The organism is Aurantiacibacter atlanticus, from assembly GCF_001077815.2.
GTDB classification, from domain to species: domain Bacteria; phylum Pseudomonadota; class Alphaproteobacteria; order Sphingomonadales; family Sphingomonadaceae; genus Alteraurantiacibacter; species Alteraurantiacibacter atlanticus.
Genome location: NZ_CP015441.1, coordinates 85,617 through 102,919 on the forward strand (window position 1 = coordinate 85,617; position 17,303 = coordinate 102,919).

Annotated in this window: 21 protein-coding genes; 19 read left to right on the forward strand and 2 right to left on the reverse strand. The window is 61.7% G+C overall.

The window, feature by feature from the left end; all coding sequences use genetic code 11:
* Window positions 1-155: 155 nt before the first annotated feature.
* Together CP97_RS15040 and CP97_RS15045 are read right to left on the reverse strand one after the other, a co-directional pair.
* On the reverse strand, window positions 156-566 hold the full coding sequence (locus tag CP97_RS15040) for a hypothetical protein (protein ID WP_063612612.1): 411 nt from the start codon (window positions 564-566) through the stop codon (window positions 156-158).
* Window positions 567-719: 153 nt separating this feature from the next.
* Window positions 720-1,067 carry a hypothetical protein gene (locus CP97_RS15045; RefSeq protein WP_119587719.1) on the reverse strand — a complete coding sequence of 116 codons (348 nt, stop codon included), beginning with the start codon at window positions 1,065-1,067 and terminating at the stop codon, window positions 720-722.
* 354 nt (window positions 1,068-1,421) lie between these two features.
* Here CP97_RS15045 and CP97_RS15050 point away from each other — a divergent pair, with 354 nt between their 5' ends.
* From CP97_RS15050 to CP97_RS15140, 19 genes are all read left to right on the forward strand, one after another.
* The gene (locus CP97_RS15050; protein WP_063612614.1) at window positions 1,422-1,739 is read left to right on the forward strand and encodes a hypothetical protein; all 318 of its coding nucleotides are present in this window, start codon (window positions 1,422-1,424) and stop codon (window positions 1,737-1,739) included.
* A gap of 85 nt (window positions 1,740-1,824) precedes the next feature.
* Window positions 1,825-2,109 carry a type IV conjugative transfer system protein TraL gene (gene traL / locus CP97_RS15055; RefSeq protein ID WP_063612615.1) on the forward strand — a complete coding sequence of 95 codons (285 nt, stop codon included), beginning with the start codon at window positions 1,825-1,827 and terminating at the stop codon, window positions 2,107-2,109.
* A gap of 1 nt (window position 2,110) precedes the next feature.
* Window positions 2,111-2,674: a type IV conjugative transfer system protein TraE gene (locus CP97_RS15060; protein ID WP_063612616.1), complete on the forward strand. Its 564-nt coding sequence runs from the start codon at window positions 2,111-2,113 to the stop codon at window positions 2,672-2,674.
* Complete coding sequence (locus CP97_RS15065) at window positions 2,671-3,468, forward strand: type-F conjugative transfer system secretin TraK (protein WP_063612617.1); 798 nt, start codon at window positions 2,671-2,673, stop codon at window positions 3,466-3,468. Before CP97_RS15060 ends, CP97_RS15065 begins: the two co-directional genes overlap by 4 nt.
* A 5-nt stretch (window positions 3,469-3,473) precedes the next feature.
* Window positions 3,474-4,763: a TrbI/VirB10 family protein gene (locus CP97_RS15070; RefSeq protein WP_082863935.1), complete on the forward strand. Its 1,290-nt coding sequence runs from the start codon at window positions 3,474-3,476 to the stop codon at window positions 4,761-4,763.
* A gap of 9 nt (window positions 4,764-4,772) precedes the next feature.
* Window positions 4,773-5,651, forward strand: a complete 879-nt coding sequence (locus tag CP97_RS15075) for a DsbC family protein (protein ID WP_227819756.1) — start codon at window positions 4,773-4,775, stop codon at window positions 5,649-5,651.
* Entirely contained in the window at window positions 5,648-6,301 is a 654-nt protein-coding gene (locus tag CP97_RS15080; RefSeq protein ID WP_063612618.1) for a hypothetical protein, read from the forward strand. Before CP97_RS15075 ends, CP97_RS15080 begins: the two co-directional genes overlap by 4 nt.
* A gap of 6 nt (window positions 6,302-6,307) precedes the next feature.
* Entirely contained in the window at window positions 6,308-8,863 is a 2,556-nt protein-coding gene (traC, locus tag CP97_RS15085; RefSeq protein WP_418202091.1) for a type IV secretion system protein TraC, read from the forward strand.
* Window positions 8,860-9,204, forward strand: a complete 345-nt coding sequence (locus CP97_RS15090; RefSeq protein WP_063612619.1) for a hypothetical protein — start codon at window positions 8,860-8,862, stop codon at window positions 9,202-9,204. Before traC ends, CP97_RS15090 begins: the two co-directional genes overlap by 4 nt.
* A complete protein-coding gene (locus tag CP97_RS15095; RefSeq protein WP_063612620.1) occupies window positions 9,197-9,748 on the forward strand; it encodes a TrbI F-type domain-containing protein in 552 nt (183 codons plus the stop codon). The genes CP97_RS15090 and CP97_RS15095 overlap by 8 nt, the downstream gene beginning before the upstream one ends.
* Window positions 9,735-10,256 (forward strand): S26 family signal peptidase, encoded by a 522-nt coding sequence (locus tag CP97_RS15100; RefSeq protein ID WP_082863936.1) that lies wholly within the window; start codon window positions 9,735-9,737, stop codon window positions 10,254-10,256. Before CP97_RS15095 ends, CP97_RS15100 begins: the two co-directional genes overlap by 14 nt.
* 59 nt (window positions 10,257-10,315) lie before the next feature.
* Window positions 10,316-10,903: a type-F conjugative transfer system protein TraW gene (traW, locus tag CP97_RS15105; RefSeq protein WP_063612621.1), complete on the forward strand. Its 588-nt coding sequence runs from the start codon at window positions 10,316-10,318 to the stop codon at window positions 10,901-10,903.
* A complete protein-coding gene (locus CP97_RS15110) occupies window positions 10,900-11,172 on the forward strand; it encodes an efflux RND transporter permease subunit (RefSeq protein ID WP_149036573.1) in 273 nt (90 codons plus the stop codon). The genes traW and CP97_RS15110 overlap by 4 nt, the downstream gene beginning before the upstream one ends.
* A complete protein-coding gene (gene traU / locus CP97_RS15115; protein WP_063612623.1) occupies window positions 11,162-12,187 on the forward strand; it encodes a conjugal transfer pilus assembly protein TraU in 1,026 nt (341 codons plus the stop codon). Before CP97_RS15110 ends, traU begins: the two co-directional genes overlap by 11 nt.
* A gap of 14 nt (window positions 12,188-12,201) precedes the next feature.
* Window positions 12,202-12,939, forward strand: coding sequence for a type-F conjugative transfer system pilin assembly protein TrbC (gene trbC / locus CP97_RS15120; protein ID WP_063612624.1), 738 nt, complete (start codon window positions 12,202-12,204; stop codon window positions 12,937-12,939).
* Entirely contained in the window at window positions 12,936-14,675 is a 1,740-nt protein-coding gene (locus tag CP97_RS15125) for a conjugal transfer protein TraN (RefSeq protein ID WP_063612625.1), read from the forward strand. Before trbC ends, CP97_RS15125 begins: the two co-directional genes overlap by 4 nt.
* Window position 14,676: 1 nt before the next feature.
* A complete protein-coding gene (locus CP97_RS15130) occupies window positions 14,677-15,054 on the forward strand; it encodes a hypothetical protein (protein ID WP_149036574.1) in 378 nt (125 codons plus the stop codon).
* Window positions 15,051-15,857: a conjugal transfer protein TraF gene (gene traF / locus CP97_RS15135; protein ID WP_063612627.1), complete on the forward strand. Its 807-nt coding sequence runs from the start codon at window positions 15,051-15,053 to the stop codon at window positions 15,855-15,857. The genes CP97_RS15130 and traF overlap by 4 nt, the downstream gene beginning before the upstream one ends.
* Window positions 15,857-17,299, forward strand: coding sequence for a conjugal transfer protein TraH (locus CP97_RS15140; protein ID WP_063612628.1), 1,443 nt, complete (start codon window positions 15,857-15,859; stop codon window positions 17,297-17,299). Before traF ends, CP97_RS15140 begins: the two co-directional genes overlap by 1 nt.
* Window positions 17,300-17,303 lie beyond the last annotated feature (4 nt).

Below are 17,303 nucleotides of genomic sequence, written 5' to 3' on the forward strand. Positions count from 1 at the left end.
TTCGCTTGATTGACGACGAGGGCTTTCATTTAGACCTCCGCTGCTTTCCGTATTTCATTCTGCGCCAGATCCCTGTTCGGCAATGAGAGCGCTATGTTGCGACATGTGGGGCGCCGGATGGCCAGCAGAGACCACCCAGGTAGTCCGAGCAACGCTCAACCGTAGGCGAAATCGAAGTCTCCACCGTTGCGTCGGTCTTCGAGCTTGCGGTGGTATTTTGCGATTGCGGAAGACGTGTTTTTTGCAATTCCGTTGCAGAGTTCGTCGCGAATGGTCTCGAAGGTGCCTTCGCAGGCAGCGAGCTCGCTTGGCAGATGGGTGGCCATAGCGATCGCAACGAGAGCCGAGGTCTCGCAGCACGGATCTTCATAGGAAGCTGGGTCCGAGAAACACTGAACTGTGATCGCAGCGCGGATCGGATCGATTTCGAGTCGTGCAGACACGGCATGGAACTCAGCGATCGGGAGCGATCCTTCGGCAATGCGTTCGAAGAAGCGGTTGCGATGGCTACGCCGGATGACCCCTTCGTTGACCAGCTTCCGCACGCTCACGCCGCGCTTCTGCATCTGATCTCTGATGAGGACCGAATATTCCTCCTGAAGCTGAGTGCAACTTTTAATCTCAGCTCGCTGTGACCCCTCGGACATAGTTCCTCCGATGCCCCGCCCTATGCATACGCATACCTTGGAAGAGGGTAGCGATGTTTGGCAAGTCAAACTTTATCGTTGAGAAATTACGAGCGCGCAAAAAACAACCGCCTCCCGGACACCGCAATGGCCGCCGAGACGCTCACTCAAATCAGTCTTTATCTCGTCCAATCTGGCATTGAGTGGGCGCGAAAGGCGAAGATAGATCCGCACTCGGCCGTCCAGCGGGAGCTGTCCCGCGAAAAGCTTGAGCTGTTCCTTGGTAGGTTTCGGGCGGGAGTTGATGACCTCAATAATCACGTCTTTCAGGCGCTGAAACTTCAACCTTTCAACCGTGAGGATTCGGATCGCGTCCGCGATTATCGCGAAGGGCTGCTCGCCCATCAGCAACTCATGCACAACCTCGCTGTCGTCTGACATAGAAGCTCCTCGCCCCCTCAAATCTTTGTGCGGGCGCGCCCTGTCAGCGGCTCGAAAGGTCAGAGAATCAGATTTTGTGTTTAGATGGGGGAGGTGGCTCTGCATACAGGCCAGCTGGCTCTGTATTCGGTCCATCGTGGGCCCGATTTCTTGCCAGGTAGGCACACTGGCGTAGCCAAGTGGCTTCGTTTTTGCACCCGGTAGGGACGAATTTCGATGCCGAGCGGCCATACAAACGGTGATTCGAAGTCGGGTAAAGCTAAAGATACCCACGCAATAGTTGAGAAATGGTTCCCGATCTCCCCTTCTGGTCTTGGCGCATTGCGCCATTCGTCAAACCAGAAGGGAAAGACAATGAAAGCACTCGACCTCAAGAAGGGCGGCGCGAACCTTGCCGTCGCTTTGGCTGCAGCGGCCGGGATGAGCGTATTCGGAATCGATGCCGCGATGGCCGGTACCGACTCCACGTTCGATACCGCGCTGACGCAGTTCACCAACTTCCTCGAAGGCTCGGGCGGTAAGATCATCACCGTGCTGTCGCTTGCCGGCGGCATCGTGGCGCTTGCCTCCGGTCGCTTTTCGCTTGGCCAGGTCGCGATCCCGGTTGGTGTGGGGGTCGGTGCCGGCACGGGCGTGCCGATCGTCACCTCGACGATTACCGGCACGGTCTGATTTTTCGATCGGACTCTCACCACGGGATGCGGCCTGCTGATTGCCTCGCGAGACGCAGCCGCCCCCAAATTGGCGGTGACGACCTTTGGACCAGTATTCAATCCCAAGACACCTCGACGATCCCGAGTTGATCGGGTTCTGGACGCTTGATGAATTCCTCATAATGTTGATTCCATTCGGATGGGGAATTCTTGCGCAGCACATCGTTATCGGACTTCTCTTCAGTGTCGCTGCATGGTTTTTCTATCGCAAAATAAAAGCCGGGCGTTCGATGTATTGGGTTGTGCATTTTGCCTATTGGCATCTGCCGGGTGGGTTCTTTGGTCTGAAGGTCGCTCCGCCTTCTCATCTTCGTGTGATGGCGGGCTGAAATGGAACTTTCTCTTGCTCACGAGGCGTCGCAACGGACGCTGAAACAGCGCAATCTCCTCGCGCTCATCTGCATCGTTCTCGGCATCCTTGTGGTTGTGATGTTCACGGCCGCCTCGACGCGCGATCGGGAGGTCGTCCTGCAGCCGATCCTCCCGAGCGAAATGACGCTTAGCTCCTCGTCGGTCACGCCCGAGTATCTCGAGGCGGTAACACGCGACATCGCGCAGCTTGCGCTCAATCGCTCGCCTGAAACCCTCCAGTACTGGCTCGACGGGATCGTCGCCATCGCCGCGCCGGAGTCGCGCGGCGCGCTTAAAGCCAAGCTGATGGAGATCATGGCCGAGCAGGAAGGCTCTCAGGTCACGCAGTTCGTCACCATCGACTGGATCAGGACCGACCCCGACGAACTCACGAGCCAGGTCGGCGGCGTGCTCCATACGATCGTCGGTTCGCGCGACGTCCGCCGCGAACACAAGGTCTTCGAGTTCCACTGGAAATATACCGGCGTCTCGCTCCGTCTGAAGGGCTTCGGCGTCGTCGTGAAAGAAGGAGAGGAAGAATGAACCCGGTCATTTCCTCGCTCATGATCGTCTCCGGCGGGCTGTTGGCCTCGCGTCTCGACTGCTACCTTACGCGCTTGAGCGGCGCGGCGCTCATCGCAGGCGCGTTCGTCATCTCGGCTGCGCCCGCACTCGCGCAGGAACACATTCTCGCCGTCGACAACGGCGAGGTACGTTGTCAGGCGTCGAAATCAGACCTTACCCGGATCGCGCTCAAGGACGATCAGTTCGTCGCCGTGTCGCGCGTCCAGAGCGGTATCGAGGCCGAGGACTTCTCGATTGTCCACGAACCCACGCGCGGCGACATCTATCTGTCGGTGCCGGGAGGCTACACCAAGCCGAACATTTCCTTCTTCGGCACGACGCAGAAGGGATACGTCTACAAGTTCGACTGTCAGGTGTCGGGTGACGGCGCGTTGCAGGTCTTCGTGGCCAACGCGGATATCGAGCATCCGCAGCCGCAGGCCGAAACGCTGCAAGCTGCTTCGCTCGACGATCGTGCGGTGGGCCTCGTTCGGGCGATGTTCGAACAGCGTCCCGTGACGGGCTTCGAGATCAGCGACGCCGCTCGCGCGCCGGTGAACGTCGGCGACATCAAGGTCCAGCTGGTCAGCGAATATCGCAGCCCGACCATGACGGGCAAGGTTCTTCGGATCGAGAACACCGGAGCCGCTCCCATGACGCTGCAGGAAGAGCTCATCGCCGGCGACGGTGCGATCGCCGTTAGCATTTCAAACCGCGACCTCGCGAGTGGACAGGCGACTGCCGTCTATGTCGTCGTTCCCACAGGAAGGTAACTGAGATGGATCTCCTGAAGCGCAAACCCAAGGATCTGGATGCCGCCGGATATGACGAGCACGATGAGCTCGACGAGAGGGGTTCGATCGCGGAGAACGACCAGACCCAGAAGCGTCAGAAGATGCTGATGTACGGGCTGGTGGGCGTCATCGCGATCGCGGGTTCGATGTACGTCCTCGATACCGACGATACCATCGAACAGGCGATGGACGACGGTACCGAGACCACGGTCTCGACCGACGCCCTCATGAACCGCCAGCGTGTCGACCAGGAATGGGTCGCCATGTACGAGGGCGAGATCAACTCCCAGGGGCAGCGGCTGAAGGGCGTCGAGGCGCAGGCCGGCCAGATGATGGAGCTTCAGTCGCAGGTCGAGAGTCTGCGCAACGAGAACGCCGCGATGGCTCGCGATGGCCAGCGTGTTCTGGAAGCATATGAGCGCGAGAACGAGCAGCTACGCCAGCAGGCGAGCCGCGGGAACGCCCGCCCGAGTGCTCCGGGTCCGGTCGCCGCTGCACAGGCTTTGGGGGTCGCCCCCTCCTCATCGCCTGTCGCGGCGCCGCCGCAGCCGCCGCGGCGCGCCAACGATGTGCAGATGGTTTCTTTCACGGCGAATGGTGGCACGGGTTCGCGGATCGACGCTTCCAAGTCGCCCGCCATCTACACAGACTCTCCGAACTACTTGCCGCCCAACTCGATCGCGAAGGCGACGGTGGTCGTGGGGGTCGACGCCACCACCAACACACGCAGCCAGAGCGATCCGCTCCCGGTGCTTCTCCGCATCACCGGACCAGCGCGCTCGGTCTACAGCGAGGGCCGCCTTCTCGCCACTCGCGTACAGGGCTGCATGGTGAACGGCGCGGCTTACGGCGACCTTTCCTCGGAGAAGGTCTACGTGAAGCTCCAGCGCATGACCTGCGCGCAGCCTGGCGGCCGCTTCGCGGTGTCGGAGGTGAAGGGCTTCATCGCCTTCGGCGGCAAGGTCGGCGTTCGCGGCCGGGTGGTCAGCCGCGAAGGGTCTCTGACGACTCAGGCCTTCCTCGCTGGTCTCGTCAGCAGCGCCGGCACCGCCCTCAACGGCTCGTTCAACGCGCCCATCATCTCGGGGGGTCGCGAAGACCCGGATGCAAGTGAGGTCGGACTGCGCGCTCTTGGCGGCGGTGCCGAACAGGCCGGCACGACCCTCTCCGAATATCTCATCGAGCGCGCGGAGCAATATCAGCCCGTCGTCGAGATGCCCACCGGCGCAAGTGTCGAGGTCGTGTTCCTCGACGGCACCTTCATCAGGAACTGAGAGGCAATCATGCTGAAGAATTTGACCCTCAAGCGGCTCATGCACGGCGATCATAAAGCCGGTCTCGTCCGGACTGTTCAAGCAGTCGGGATCCTTGGCGCGGGAGGCGTTCTTGCCCTTGGAGCCCAGGCTCTCGCGCAGAGTTCCTCGGACGCTGCGGTGCAACAGGCTCTCGCCGAACGCCTGCCCAAGACCGAGATCACCGCGATCGACTGCGAGAAGATCGAGGGCGTATGCGAGGTGCAGGCTCGGCAGAACCTCTTCTACATCGATCACGGCGCTCGCTATCTCATTATCGGCCGCGTCTACGACATGGAGACCAAGCAGGATCTGACGGCGGCGCGGCTGCTCGAGATGAACCCCGACATGCTGATTGGGGGAGGCGGCGGAGAATCGGCAACGGCCAGCGCCGACATGCAAGCGCCCGCCGCAGGCGATGCCACGGGCGGCTCGATCGACGATCAGATCGACCCTCGCGCGCTGGCTGCGTTGCCGCAGAACGGCGCGGTCGTGATGGGCCGGGGGACAAAGACGGTCACCGTCTTCAGCGACTTCCGCTGTGGCTATTGCAAGCGGCTTCATGAGACCCTCGAGACGCTCAACGTGAAGGTCGTCGAGCGCCCAATCTCGGTGCTCGGCACACGCCCGATTTCCGAAGCCGTGATCTGCTCTCCCGACAAGCGCCGGGCCGTGAATCAGGCGTATGATGGCGGGTCGATCACCACCGGATCGGAATGCGACACGTCGGGGCTCGATGCCAACGAAGCTTTCGCGCGCCAGCATGGCTTCAATGGAACCCCCGTAATCGTCCGCGAGGATGGTGCCGTCGTTCACGGCTACCGCCCCCGCGAATTCCTCGAAAGCTGGATCCAAGGGAGTGCATCGTGAACAGCAAAGCCATTCTCACCATCGCCGCGCTTGGCGGCGCGCTCTCGGCCTGCACCACACTGGGCACCAATGTGAGCGGCAGTTTCCGGTGCGATGCTCCCGACGGTGTGTGCGCCCCCTCCACCGTGATCGACGACAACGCGATATCGCGGATCGAGGAAACGAGCTCCACCGATCTGCTCAATCCCGCCGGTCCCTACCAGATGGATGACGGGATCGATGCTCCGGTCCACAGCACCGTTCTCGCGTCCGCTCCCATGACGGCGACCAGTGCCCCGAGCTATGAGCTTGCCGTTGTCTTTCCGGGCTACACCGATGCGACGGGCATGATCCACGCACGGCGGACCGTCAGGACCGAGGCCGTCTTGCCCGGTCGCGGTGATGCGATGGACGCGATGGCGATGCGCGGGCGCAATCCCACGCGCAACCAGGGGCTGCTTGCCGCTGCGGAGAGTGCCCCGCCGTTCCTCGCGATCACCCCCGATATCCTCCCGCCCGCGGCTGATCCTACGGCAAAGCCGCAGGAAGTCGCCGTCGCGACAGGGACCGATCCCATCGCGGCGATCGAGGCGCAGGTATCCGAACGCCTTGCAGGCCAGCAGGCGAAGCCGCGGCGGCAGGCCGCATCGTTTCCCGGCGTGGTGGAGTGAAGCGCGATGATGAGAGCATTCAGCAACATCGTGGACCTGGTGGTCGGCGACAGCCGGAAACCCGAGCAGAAGTCGAACCCGCCGCAGGTGCCGATGCTGTCGCATTACCTTGGCTATCGCTCCTACGACGAAGACAAGCGGGTCTTCCACCAGGTCCGCTCGAAAGGCTTCATCCTCGAGCTTGCGCCGCTGGTCGGGGCCAATGATCGCGTCAACGACATCATAAGTTCGCTGTTCTCGGATATCCTCCTGCCCGGGACCAAATTCAGCGTAACCAATTATTCCTCTCCGCGCGTCGCGGAGAAGCTGCAGGACTGGGCGCTACCGCGCTTTAGCGCCTCGGGCGTCTTTCAGACCCTTGCCCGACATCGTCTCGACAAGCTCCGCAACGGCGCGTGGTCGACTCTCGCGAGCGACGGCCCCTTCTTCGTCCGCAATTACCGTGTCGTCATGTCGGTCGGCGTCAGTCAGGGCTCCGGGCTGACGACCGATGATCTGGTGACGATGCGCGACGGAACCATTTCGGCGCTGGAATCGATCGACGTTCCAATCAAGCAATTCGAGCCCACCGATCTGATCCGCTTTTTCGACGAGATCCTGGCTCCATCGACCGGAGCTGGAGACGAGGTTCCGGGGTACAACCGGTTCGACCCAATCAACGAACAATGCGTCCGCCGCGATCTCGTCACCCATGTCGAGAAAGATCGTCTTATCCTTCATGCGCAGTCGCTCCGCCCAACGGGTGCCTCTGTCGAGGGCGTGCCGGAGATGAAGGATTTCGTTCCCGAGCGCTTCGACATCCGGACGATGGCGGTACGCAATTTCCCCGATCGCTGGGCTCCGTGGGACACGCAGAAGATCATCGGCGATATCTTCAATCCCAAGCTGAACTTGCCGTGCCCGGTCCTCCAGACCGTGTGCGGGGTCATCCCCGGGCAGGAGTCTTCGGAAAGCAAGGCGGGATACAAGTTCGCGCGCACGAGCTCGCTGGCGGAGGGAAAGGGCGTCAAGCTCGTCCCGAAGCTTCGCACAGAGGCCGCCGAATGGCAGTTCATCCAAGACCGTGTGAAGCAGGGCGAAAAGCTGGTCTCATGCTATTATGCGGTTTCGATCCTCGCGCCCAAGGGACGTGGCGAGCCCTGCGAGCGAACGCTCAAGGCGCTCTACAAGGCGAGCGGGTGGGACCTGATCGACGAGACCCATATCCAGCTGCCCGCCTTCATGGCCCATTTCCCGCTCATGCTCGCGGACGGGCTCGATTCCGATTACAAGCGCATGAAGCGGCTGCGCACCATGCGCTCCACGAACGTCGCGGCCATCGCACCGATCCAGGGTGAATATGTAGGCGGCAACATTCCGCATCTGCTGTTCATCGGGCGCCGGGGGCAACCGCAATTCTGGTCGCCGTTCCAGAACGGTGCCGGCAACCACAACGTGGCAATCGCGGGCAAGTCGGGTTCGGGGAAATCGGTCCTCCTTCAGGATCTGACGGCGAGCTTCGCCGGCGTCGGCGCGAAGACGATCGTGATCGATGACGGTCGCAGTTTCGAGCACATGGCGAAGGCGCTCGGCGGCACCTTTACCGAATTCAAGCTCTCTTCGGGCATTTCGATCAACCCCTTCCGGATGATCGACCAAGAGCTGGCCCAGGGCGACGACGACTATCTGGTCGACTGCCTCGCCATGTTGAAGTCGATCATTTCGCAGATGGCGCGAAACGAGACCCGACTGAACGACACCGAGCGCGGGCTCATCGACCAGGCCGTCAACGCCGTCTGGGAAGCAGAGGGTCGCGATGGAACGGTGGACCACATCATCGAGGCGCTCAAGCAGCCCGAACATCCCTTCGCCTACGATCTTGCGACCTCGTTGCTGCCGTTCGCCTCGACCGGGACATTCGGTCGCTTCTTCCTCGGCGATGCCAATCTGGACCTGTCGGCCGACCTCACCGTCTTCGAGCTTTCCGATCTGGCGACGCGCGAGGAGTTGCGCGGCGTGGTGCTGACATCCGTGATGTTCATCGCTTCGCAGGTGATGCGCCGGATGGACCGCTCGATCCCCAAGCCGCTTATCATCGATGAGGCCTGGCAGATGCTGGAGGGCGGGGCGATGGCAGACTTCGTCGAGACCTATTCGCGCACCTGCCGCAAATATGGCGGTTCGCTCATCACGGCGACGCAATCGATCCACGATTACTACAAGTCGGAGGGGTCGCGCGCCGCGCTCGAGAACTCCGACTGGTTCCTCATCCTTCAGCAGAAGGGCGAGACGATCTCGGACTTTCGCAATTCGGATCGCTTCGAGATGGACAACATGACCGAGGCGCTCTTGCGGTCCTTGAAGCGCAACGGCGTGGACTACTCGGACGTGTTCATCCGCGGGCCCGACACCGAGAGCATCGGGCGGCTCGTCCTCGATCGCTATTCGGCGACCCTCTACTCCTCGAGCCCCGACGTCTTCGCCGACATCGAGGATTACGTCCATCGTGGCTTCCCGATGCACGATGCGATCGAGGCGGTAGCCTTTCCCGAAAGCCATCATATGCTGGAGGCCGCGGAATGAACGCATTTGCACACGCCGGATCCCCGCACACCCGGATCGCACGCGGCCAGGATGCAATGGTCGTTGCGCTCCGCCTGATCGGGTGGCTCGCCACGACGGGCCTCGCGACCCTTGGCGTCGCGACCTTGTTCTTCGTCCTCCTCGGCAGCTTCACCCTTTCTGGGACGATGCTTCAGCTGGACAATTTGGCCGCGCGCTTCCTCGCGGCCGACGCGGCTCGACAGGCGCAATTCCAAACGATCGTATTCACGGTCCTTGGCGGCGCCTTCGTTCTCATCGCTTTCTTTCGCCGCGCGAGCCTTCGCTCCGCTTTCGAACTCGCTGGAGGTGACAATGACTGATCTGTTCGAGAATGCCGATCGTGCGGCGACCGCCGAAGTTCGCAGGCCCAAGACAGTGGCTGCCAAACGTGCCTTTGCGGGTCTTTCACCCCGGGAGATCGTGCTGCTCGCTGCCGCCGCCGCCATCTTCATCTGGGGAGCCTGGGTCACCAAGAACCTCGTCTCTGACGATGGGGGACGCCAGGAGTTCGTGCAGCTTCAGCTGCAAGGCATCATCGGCGAATATCTGCAGGCCCAGGCTCGATCGAGTTCCGACGAGCAGACCGCCGCCCAGGAAACGGCCGTTTTCATGGCCGCACTCGATCGGACCGTCGCTGGCTTGTCGAAGAGCGGGAAGGTCGTTCTCGTCCACGAGGCGGTGATTGGCGGCGCGATCCCGGACGTCACCCAGAGCGTAAAGGCGGCTGTCTACGCGAAGGTGCCGCGCCCGCAAATCGCCCAGGCATCGATCGACATGCAACAAACACAAGACGCGCGTGTCGAGCAGGAAATGCAGGCGTTCATGGCCGCGAACGGGGGAGGGCAGGGCGGTGTTCAACAATAGAGCCAAGCGGCTGTCGACCAAGGGCAAGCTACTCGCGATCGCCGCGCTTTTCGGCATCGGAACCGCGGTGACGTCCCTGCAGCAATGGAGCGAGACCCATGCTTTCATGATTAACGCAACGGATTCGCTGCCGAACTGGGCGTTCCTTGTCGAAAGTGGCCGCTTTCCCGACCGCGGGGATTACGTGATATTCCACCCGGGCCATGATCCGGTCACCCAGAAGTATTTCGGCGAAGAGCCTGGCGCCTTCGCCAAGATCGCCTTCGGTCTGCCCGGCGATGTCGTGACCCGCGAAGGCCGTGACGTGCTGGTCAATGGCGAGCGCATCGCATCGACCAAGCCGCTCACGAAGCGCGGTGATGCGCTCACCGAAGGACCTCTCGGCGTCGTTCCGGAAGGCTGCGTGTTCGCGGCCACTCACCACAAGGATGGCTTCGACAGCCGCTATTCGCACATCGGCTTCGTGTGCCGCGACCGCCTCGTTGGAACGGGAGTGGCGATCCTGTGAGGTATCGTCTCGTCATCCTCTCATGCGCCGCCGTCACCGCGGCTGCGACGGCGCCGTCGATGCTGACTGCGCAGGCGCAGGATCATGGCCAGATGGGTCAGACCTGGCCCGTCATCGAGCCCGACCTCCTGTCCGTCATCAAGGCGCGTCTCGATCATGCGCAGGCGACCGGCAAGCTCGACGAGATGAACCAGCAGTTCGCCGCGAAAGTGAAGGATCGCGTCATGCGTCCGGTTCCCGTTCCGGGAATGGCGCGTGCCGAAGAGACGCGTTCGTGGGAATTCGATCCCGCGATCGTCGTCGAGAACGACATTCGCGACCACCAGGGCAATCTGATCGCGGCGCGTGGTCAGCGGGTCAATCCGCTCGCGACTTCGGGGCTATCCAAGAAGCTCGTCTTCGTGGACGGCGACGATCCCGCCGAGGTTGAATGGGCGCTCGGACACGGACCCGATGAACGCGCCAAGATCATTTTCGTCGACGGTTCGCCCTTCGAATCCATGAGGACCCATCAACGCCGGTTCTACTTCGACCAGGAGGGCAAGCTCTCCAGTCATTTCGGCATCACCCGCACGCCCGCGCTCGTCGAGGCGAAGGGCGATCTCCTGCTGATTACCGAACAAGCTATCCCCCGGAGGCAATCGTGACGTCCTGGCGCGACATGATCCCGGTTCCGCTGGCCGCTCCGGAAACCAAGGAGCTGCGGGCTGCGCGCTTCCGCGTCATCGCAGCCTGCCTGGTTTTCGCGGTCGCACTTCTGTTCCTTGGCGAGCTTCGCCAGCTGATCGGGTCCGCCGCTCTCCCGGGCCTGGCCGCGGCCTTTACCTTCATGGCCGTTCAGGGCTGGGCATGGGCCAGGCTGAAGAACGCCGCGGATGATGCGTGGCTCTTCAGGGAGACCGACGATGTTGCGTAGGTGGCTTGCCGTTGTTGCGGCGCTTGCCGCCCTTGCTCTCGCTGCGCCGGCGTCCGCCCAAGGGCTCCCTTCCGGCCCGGGACGTTGTTCCGGATCGTTCGTCAATCCGATCACGGATGTGTGCTGGGGCTGCATGTTTCCACTTTCGCTCGGATCGCTCAAGATTTGGCCGTCCTCGCGCGCCGATACCAAGAATCCGGATCTGCCGATCTGCGCGTGCGGAACGCCCGTGCCGCGCGTCGGGCTTGCGATGGGATTCTGGGAACCCGTGCGCCTTGTCGATGTCTCGACAAAACCGTGGTGCTTTCCAAATCTCGGAGGCATCAAGCTCGACCCGGGCTTCCCGATCGGTAACGGCTATGCGTCGAACTCTTCGCAAATCGGAGGAAAATCGCAGAACACCGCCAAATATCACGTCCATTATTACATCTATCCGCTTCTCTATTGGCTGGAGGTCGTAACCGACTTCCTTTGCCTTGAGGCGAGCTCCTTCGACATTGCCTATATGAGCGAGATCGATCCGCTCTGGCAGGACGACGAGCTGACGACGCTGTTAAACCCGGAAGCGGCGCTCTTCACCTCGCCGATCGCTCAGGCCGCTTGTTCGGCCGACTGTATCGCTTCGACTTCGAAACTGCCGATAGACGAACTGTTCTGGTGCTCGGGGTGCCAAGGGCCGATGTATCCGATGAACGGCAACATCGGAGCGAATGTCGGCATCAAGCAGTCGGCTCGGCTCGCCGCCGAACGGATGATCTACAAGATGCATCGCCAGGGTCTGGCGTGGGGGACCAGCGGCTCGAAAGCCCTCTGCTCGAAGTACATCATGCCGATCCTGAAGAAGAGCCAGTATCGCCTTCAACAGGTCAATCCGACGCCGATGGTCAGCGGACGAGAAAGCTGCTCGCCGATCGGCGCGACCACCATCCTGCCCAAGTCCGGACAGGTTTACCCGGTCAAGGGAGAGGACGTGGGTTTCCTCCTTTGGCGCAAGCGCAATTGCTGCGTGCTGTAGAACGGAGACCTGCCATGAACCGCAAGATCGCTATCTCGCTCGCCGGTTTCAGCCTCATCGGCTGCGTGACGGCCGTCTTCGCCCAAAGCACGGACGGTTTCGATCCCCAAGCAATCGAAGCACGCGCTGGGGAGTTCCAAGAAGATGCCCAAGCACTCTTCGACTACGTGACCTCCAATGGCGAGGAGCACCGGGAAGAGGCGCAGAAGGTCGTCGAGGGTGGTTACGCCTCGATCGAAGGGCTCGACGTGTCCGATATCGCTGCCGGTGATGGCCCCTTCGACTTCGACGAAATGGTCGCTGGCGCCAAGGCGGGCATGGCCAACCCCGAGGGTGCGCCGTTGTTTATCGCGTTCGCCAGCCTTTCGATGCCCGAAGAAGCGCTGGCGAGAATGATCGAGGACACGACGAAGGCCGGCGGCGTCGTCGTGTTCAGAGGCTTCTCGGCCGGGAATCCGCAAGCGTTCATCACCGGCATCCGTAACGTCGTCGACCAGGCAGGCGCGAGCAACGTCGCGATCGAACCGCGGCTGTTCCGGTCTTTTCAGGTCGATCATGTTCCGACCTATGTCGCGCTTTCGAGCGACTTCGAGCCTTGCGACCAGCTTGACTGTGTGACTGCGCCGCCGCCTCATGACCGGATCGCGGGCAATGTCAGCGTCGGCTATGTGCTGGAGACCTTCGCGGGCACCAACGGCCCTGGCGCTCCGGTCTCGCGGGTTGCGCTCGCCAATTACAGGTCTGCGCAGTGAACATTCGCGGCCTCGCTCTTGCTTGTGCCGGTCTCGTGGCGACGGGTCAGCTTGCCCACGCGCAGATGACGTCGTCCGATGCCCGCGCCGAGGGCGAGGCAATCGGGGAAGGCGTCCGCGACGCAACGAACGGATCCATCCTCGCCGATGGTTCGGAAGCGAATGTCCCTACATACGCAGGGACTGATTTCCCGTCTCTCGATTATGCGGACGATGCGGTCGGTTTGACGACGGCAGGCGAAGCGCAGCGTTATCAGGAGGACTATCGTGTCGTCATCGATCCGTACCGCAAGGTTGTCGATCCTGCGACGATCGATCTCTCCGCGGCATCCGCCATCGAAAGCGATCCCGACGCCTATCTCGGTCCCGGCGCTAGCCCGGGTGGATCGAGCGGTTCATGCAATCCACTGCCTCCCGGGGGCGGTGGCTCGACCACCTATCTCGAGAGTTGCAACCAGGGTTCGCAGCCTTTCGACGAAGCGCGGACGTGCAGGGCTCTCCTGACAATTCAGACACAGGGTTCCCGGTATTGGGAGTACACCTGCGATGAGGGGTTCGACAGGGATGTCAATCTAGGCGCGCGGCAATGCGCCGCCATTCAAGGCCAGCTCGATGCCGGCGGTTGTCAGGAGATCAACCGGGTCCGGATAGGCCAAGGGTGCCTTCAGTGGTACGACAATGGACGCACTCGCTACTGCTCCGAACCCGGCGACCCAATTTACCGTCTGACCTATTCTTGCCCCGCGCAAACTGCGGTCTCCGGCGGCATTGAGCGGAACAAGATTTCGATTGTCAGCGAGTCCGTCGACGAAACACAATGCGAAGCCACGATCGGTGGAGCGACGTGCTCGCTCCAAAGCGAGACCTGCACGGCTCCCAACGAGACGCGCGTCATCGATGGCTTGCCCGTAACCCGCCCGTGCTGGGAGTGGAGCCGCACGTATCAGTGCCAGGGTTTGCTTCCGGCGAACGACTGTGCTGCGCTCGAGGCACGTCCGGAATGCTCACTCAGCCATGACGAATGTCTGAGCTACGACGCCAATGGCATCACCTGCAACGTCTATGATCGCTGGTTCCAGTGCACGACACCGGACACGGGCGCGCCTCCGCCGCCTGCCTACGTTTGCGCGGGCGATCTCTACTGCATCAACGGCGAATGTACGAGCGTCACACGCGAGGCATCGACCGAGTTCAAGGATGCAATGGTGGCGATGAACGTCATGGGCGAGCTTCGTGACGAGTTCGATCCAAACCAGCTGAAGATCTTCAGCGGCGAGAACCTCAAATGCACGAAGAAGGTGTTCGGGCTGTCCAATTGCTGCAGCGGGAAGGGCGTTCCCCTTCTCACGCCGTGGCTCTGCAACAGCCAGGATCGGGACGTCGACAAGAAGGATGACGCCGGGCTCTGCCATTATGTCGGCACCTACTGCTCGGACAAGATCCTCGGCGTCTGCGTGACGCGCAAGCAATCTTACTGCTGCTACGGGAGCAAGCTGGTCCGCATCCTCAACGAGCAAGGCAAGGCCCAGCTCGGGATGCGATGGGGCAAGGCCAAGGAGCCCGACTGCGAGGGTTTCCTCATTGCCCAGTTCCAGCAGCTCGACCTCAGCCGGATGGATTTCCGCGAGGTTTACGCCGAGTTCGTCGATGCGGCCAAGCTGCCCGACGAGATCGAAATGTCGATCCAGATCCAGACCAAGATCGAAGGCTACTACAAGCTGAATGGGGGGAGTTGAGGTGACAGGCGGTGAAGTCATCGCGTTTCAGAAAGGGGACCGATTCCCAACTGCCGAAGTGCTCGATCTGGCGATCAGTGTCGCGATCGGGCGCCATCTCGCTGCCAGCGAGGATGAGATGTTCTCGCTCATCCAGGACTGGTTCCTGCGTCCAGCATCGGGGGCGGAGCTCACATCCGCGATCGGCCGACTGCTCGAACGCGGTTGGATCTCCCGCGCAGGCGAGAGCGCTTTCGATTTCTGCCTCACCGACGCCGGCATTGATGGCACGACGACCCTGTCCGGCGGAATGATCCGGATGATCGACCGTGGCCGGGGTCACCTCAAGACCGCCTTCCTCCTGCAGATGCTCGACCTCGACAAAGGGAAATGCTCATGAACAACCTCGCTTTGCTCAGCCTTGCGGCAGTAGTCGCCGCAGCCACGGCCCCCGGCTTGGCGCAGACGGTGGATCCGGCGTCCCAGCGCGATGCCTTCTACTGCGACGAGCGCAAGCTTGGATCGTGGTTCTACTGCAATTCCGAGAAGGTGAAGCGCGAGGCGAAGGAGAGGGAGCAACAGCCCGCCCAAACCGTACCCGCCGTGGAGCGAATGGCGGCGATCACCAAGCAGCTCGACGAGCTCAAGGCGCTCGCAATCCTCGAACCAACCTCCGAGAACATCGTCAACTACATCCGCTTCCAGCGTGAGCAGCTCGATCGTGCGTCGACCTTCGCCGATACGTGGAGCAGGTCGATCTGGCAGAACCCCGAGCTCGACTACACACTCGAACGGCCAGTGGGCACCTTGGCCAAGCAGACGTGGCTCACGGACCGCCGCGACCAGCGCGAGGGATCAATGCAGGCGCTCACGCAGCGCTACGGCGTCTTCTACTTCTACTCTTCGAGCTGCTCGGCGTGCGGGACGTTCTCGCCGGTCATGCGCGCGTTGTCCGACAACTACGGCCTCGAAGTGCTGGCTGTATCAATGGACGGCGGTCCGAATGAGCTCTTCCCGAACTACGTGATCGACAGCGGACAGTACCAGCGAATGGGGCTCCAGGGAGGCACCGTGCCGGCGATCGTCCTGTTCGACACGCAAACCACGCAGCCGATCCCGATCGGCTACGGCGTCATGGCGGCCGACGAAGTCATGCAGCGCATCTTCTACCTCACGCAGATCGAGCCAGGGAGCGATTACTGATGTCTACTCGGACGAGAGGCGGCATCGCCGCCCGTTTCGCAAAACGCGCCGGTGTCGCGCTCTGCGCGTTGGCCGCGACAGGCATGGCCGCGGCGCCGGTCAGCGCGCAGGTTGGTGCCGAGCTCAACGATTTCTTCAACGACATGGGCGCGGCGGCCAACGCGACCGGGCCGACCGCCTATCAGGGCCAATCCGCGGGCTATTATTCGGGTGGGAACATCTGGACACGGTTTCCGCAGAAGAGCGTGAACCCGGTCAATCTGCAACTGCCCTCGATCAAGGCGGGTTGCGGCGGCATCGACGTCTTCTCGGGCAGCTTCTCCTTCATCAACACCGACGAGATCGTCGCGATGTTGAAGGCGACCGCCAACAATGCGCTCGGCTTCGCCTTTCAGCTCGCGATCAAGTCGATCAGCCCGCAGATCGCCTCGACGATCGAGGAGATGGCGCAGAAGGCTCAGCAGATGAACCAGTTCAACATGAACAGCTGCGAGACCGCTCAAAATCTCGTCGGCGGTTTGTGGGGAAAGTCGGACCGCATGTCGTCGGAGATCTGCAAGTCGATCGGCAACAGCCAGGGGCTCTTTTTGGACTGGGCGAAAGGCCGTCACGAATGCGGGACCGGCGGTCAGCGGGAGTCGACGATCGCTGCGAACAGCGATCCGAACATTCCGTCGGAAAGCTACAACTTCACGTGGGATATGCTGAAGCAGAGCTATCCGAGCTTCTCTCCCCAATTCCGCGAGTACCTCATGACGTTCGTGGGGACCGTCATCTATTATCAGGATGGCGATGGGAGCGGAAAGCGCGGCTACCAGTTCTTCGGGCAAGGCGATCGCGCGCTCCTGACGGCGCTTCTCGATGGCACGAACTCGGTCACGATGCTGAAGTGCGATACGACCGACAAGTGTCTCAATCCGACAACTCAGACCATGTCGGTCGACCAGGCGCAGGCATTGAAGCCTCGCGTCCGCGCAATGATCGAGAGCATGAATGCCAAGGTCCGGTCGAACACCGCGCTGACGTCGGACGAGATCGGACTGCTCGGCGCGACGACGATCCCGCTCTACAAGATCATTTCGGTCAACGCGGCGGCGACGCTTGGCGGAATGACAGCCAACGACATGAACGATCTGGCCGAGATTGTGTCGATGGATCTGCTCGATGCGCTTGCGCAGCAATATTACGGCTACGCATCCCGGGGTGTCGGGACGTTCCAGAACGCGAACGAGGAAGCGCTGTCGCAATGGCGTGACCAGATTGTCTCCGTGCGCCACGTCCTCGATGGTTATTCCCAAGGCATGAACCTGCGCCTCGATCGGACACAGCACGTCATCCAGCGCGCGGTCTTCCTGGAAGGCACGCTCCGCAACAATCTCTCCCCGCAGATGTCGGCGGCGCTGTCCTTCAGCACGTCGCTGTCGAACCAAGGCGTCCAGTAAGGAT

Bases quoted from the DNA above. Each gene is read 5' to 3' on its own strand.
- CP97_RS15040 (WP_063612612.1), bottom strand. From the start codon at position 566: ATGCAGAAGCGCGGCGTGAGCGTGCGGAAGCTGGTCAACGAAGGGGTC.
- traF (WP_063612627.1), top strand. From the start codon at position 15,051: ATGAACAACCTCGCTTTGCTCAGCCTTGCGGCAGTAGTCGCCGCAGCC.
- CP97_RS15090 (WP_063612619.1), top strand. From the start codon at position 8,860: ATGAACGCATTTGCACACGCCGGATCCCCGCACACCCGGATCGCACGC.
- CP97_RS15050 (WP_063612614.1), top strand. From the start codon at position 1,422: ATGAAAGCACTCGACCTCAAGAAGGGCGGCGCGAACCTTGCCGTCGCT.
- CP97_RS15070 (WP_082863935.1), top strand. From the start codon at position 3,474: ATGGATCTCCTGAAGCGCAAACCCAAGGATCTGGATGCCGCCGGATAT.
- CP97_RS15045 (WP_119587719.1), bottom strand. From the start codon at position 1,067: ATGTCAGACGACAGCGAGGTTGTGCATGAGTTGCTGATGGGCGAGCAG.
- CP97_RS15065 (WP_063612617.1), top strand. From the start codon at position 2,671: ATGAACCCGGTCATTTCCTCGCTCATGATCGTCTCCGGCGGGCTGTTG.
- CP97_RS15095 (WP_063612620.1), top strand. From the start codon at position 9,197: ATGACTGATCTGTTCGAGAATGCCGATCGTGCGGCGACCGCCGAAGTT.
- CP97_RS15140 (WP_063612628.1), top strand. From the start codon at position 15,857: ATGTCTACTCGGACGAGAGGCGGCATCGCCGCCCGTTTCGCAAAACGC.
- traW (WP_063612621.1), top strand. From the start codon at position 10,316: ATGCTGACTGCGCAGGCGCAGGATCATGGCCAGATGGGTCAGACCTGG.
- trbC (WP_063612624.1), top strand. From the start codon at position 12,202: ATGAACCGCAAGATCGCTATCTCGCTCGCCGGTTTCAGCCTCATCGGC.
- traU (WP_063612623.1), top strand. From the start codon at position 11,162: ATGTTGCGTAGGTGGCTTGCCGTTGTTGCGGCGCTTGCCGCCCTTGCT.
- CP97_RS15060 (WP_063612616.1), top strand. From the start codon at position 2,111: ATGGAACTTTCTCTTGCTCACGAGGCGTCGCAACGGACGCTGAAACAG.
- traC (WP_418202091.1), top strand. From the start codon at position 6,308: ATGATGAGAGCATTCAGCAACATCGTGGACCTGGTGGTCGGCGACAGC.
- CP97_RS15075 (WP_227819756.1), top strand. From the start codon at position 4,773: ATGCTGAAGAATTTGACCCTCAAGCGGCTCATGCACGGCGATCATAAA.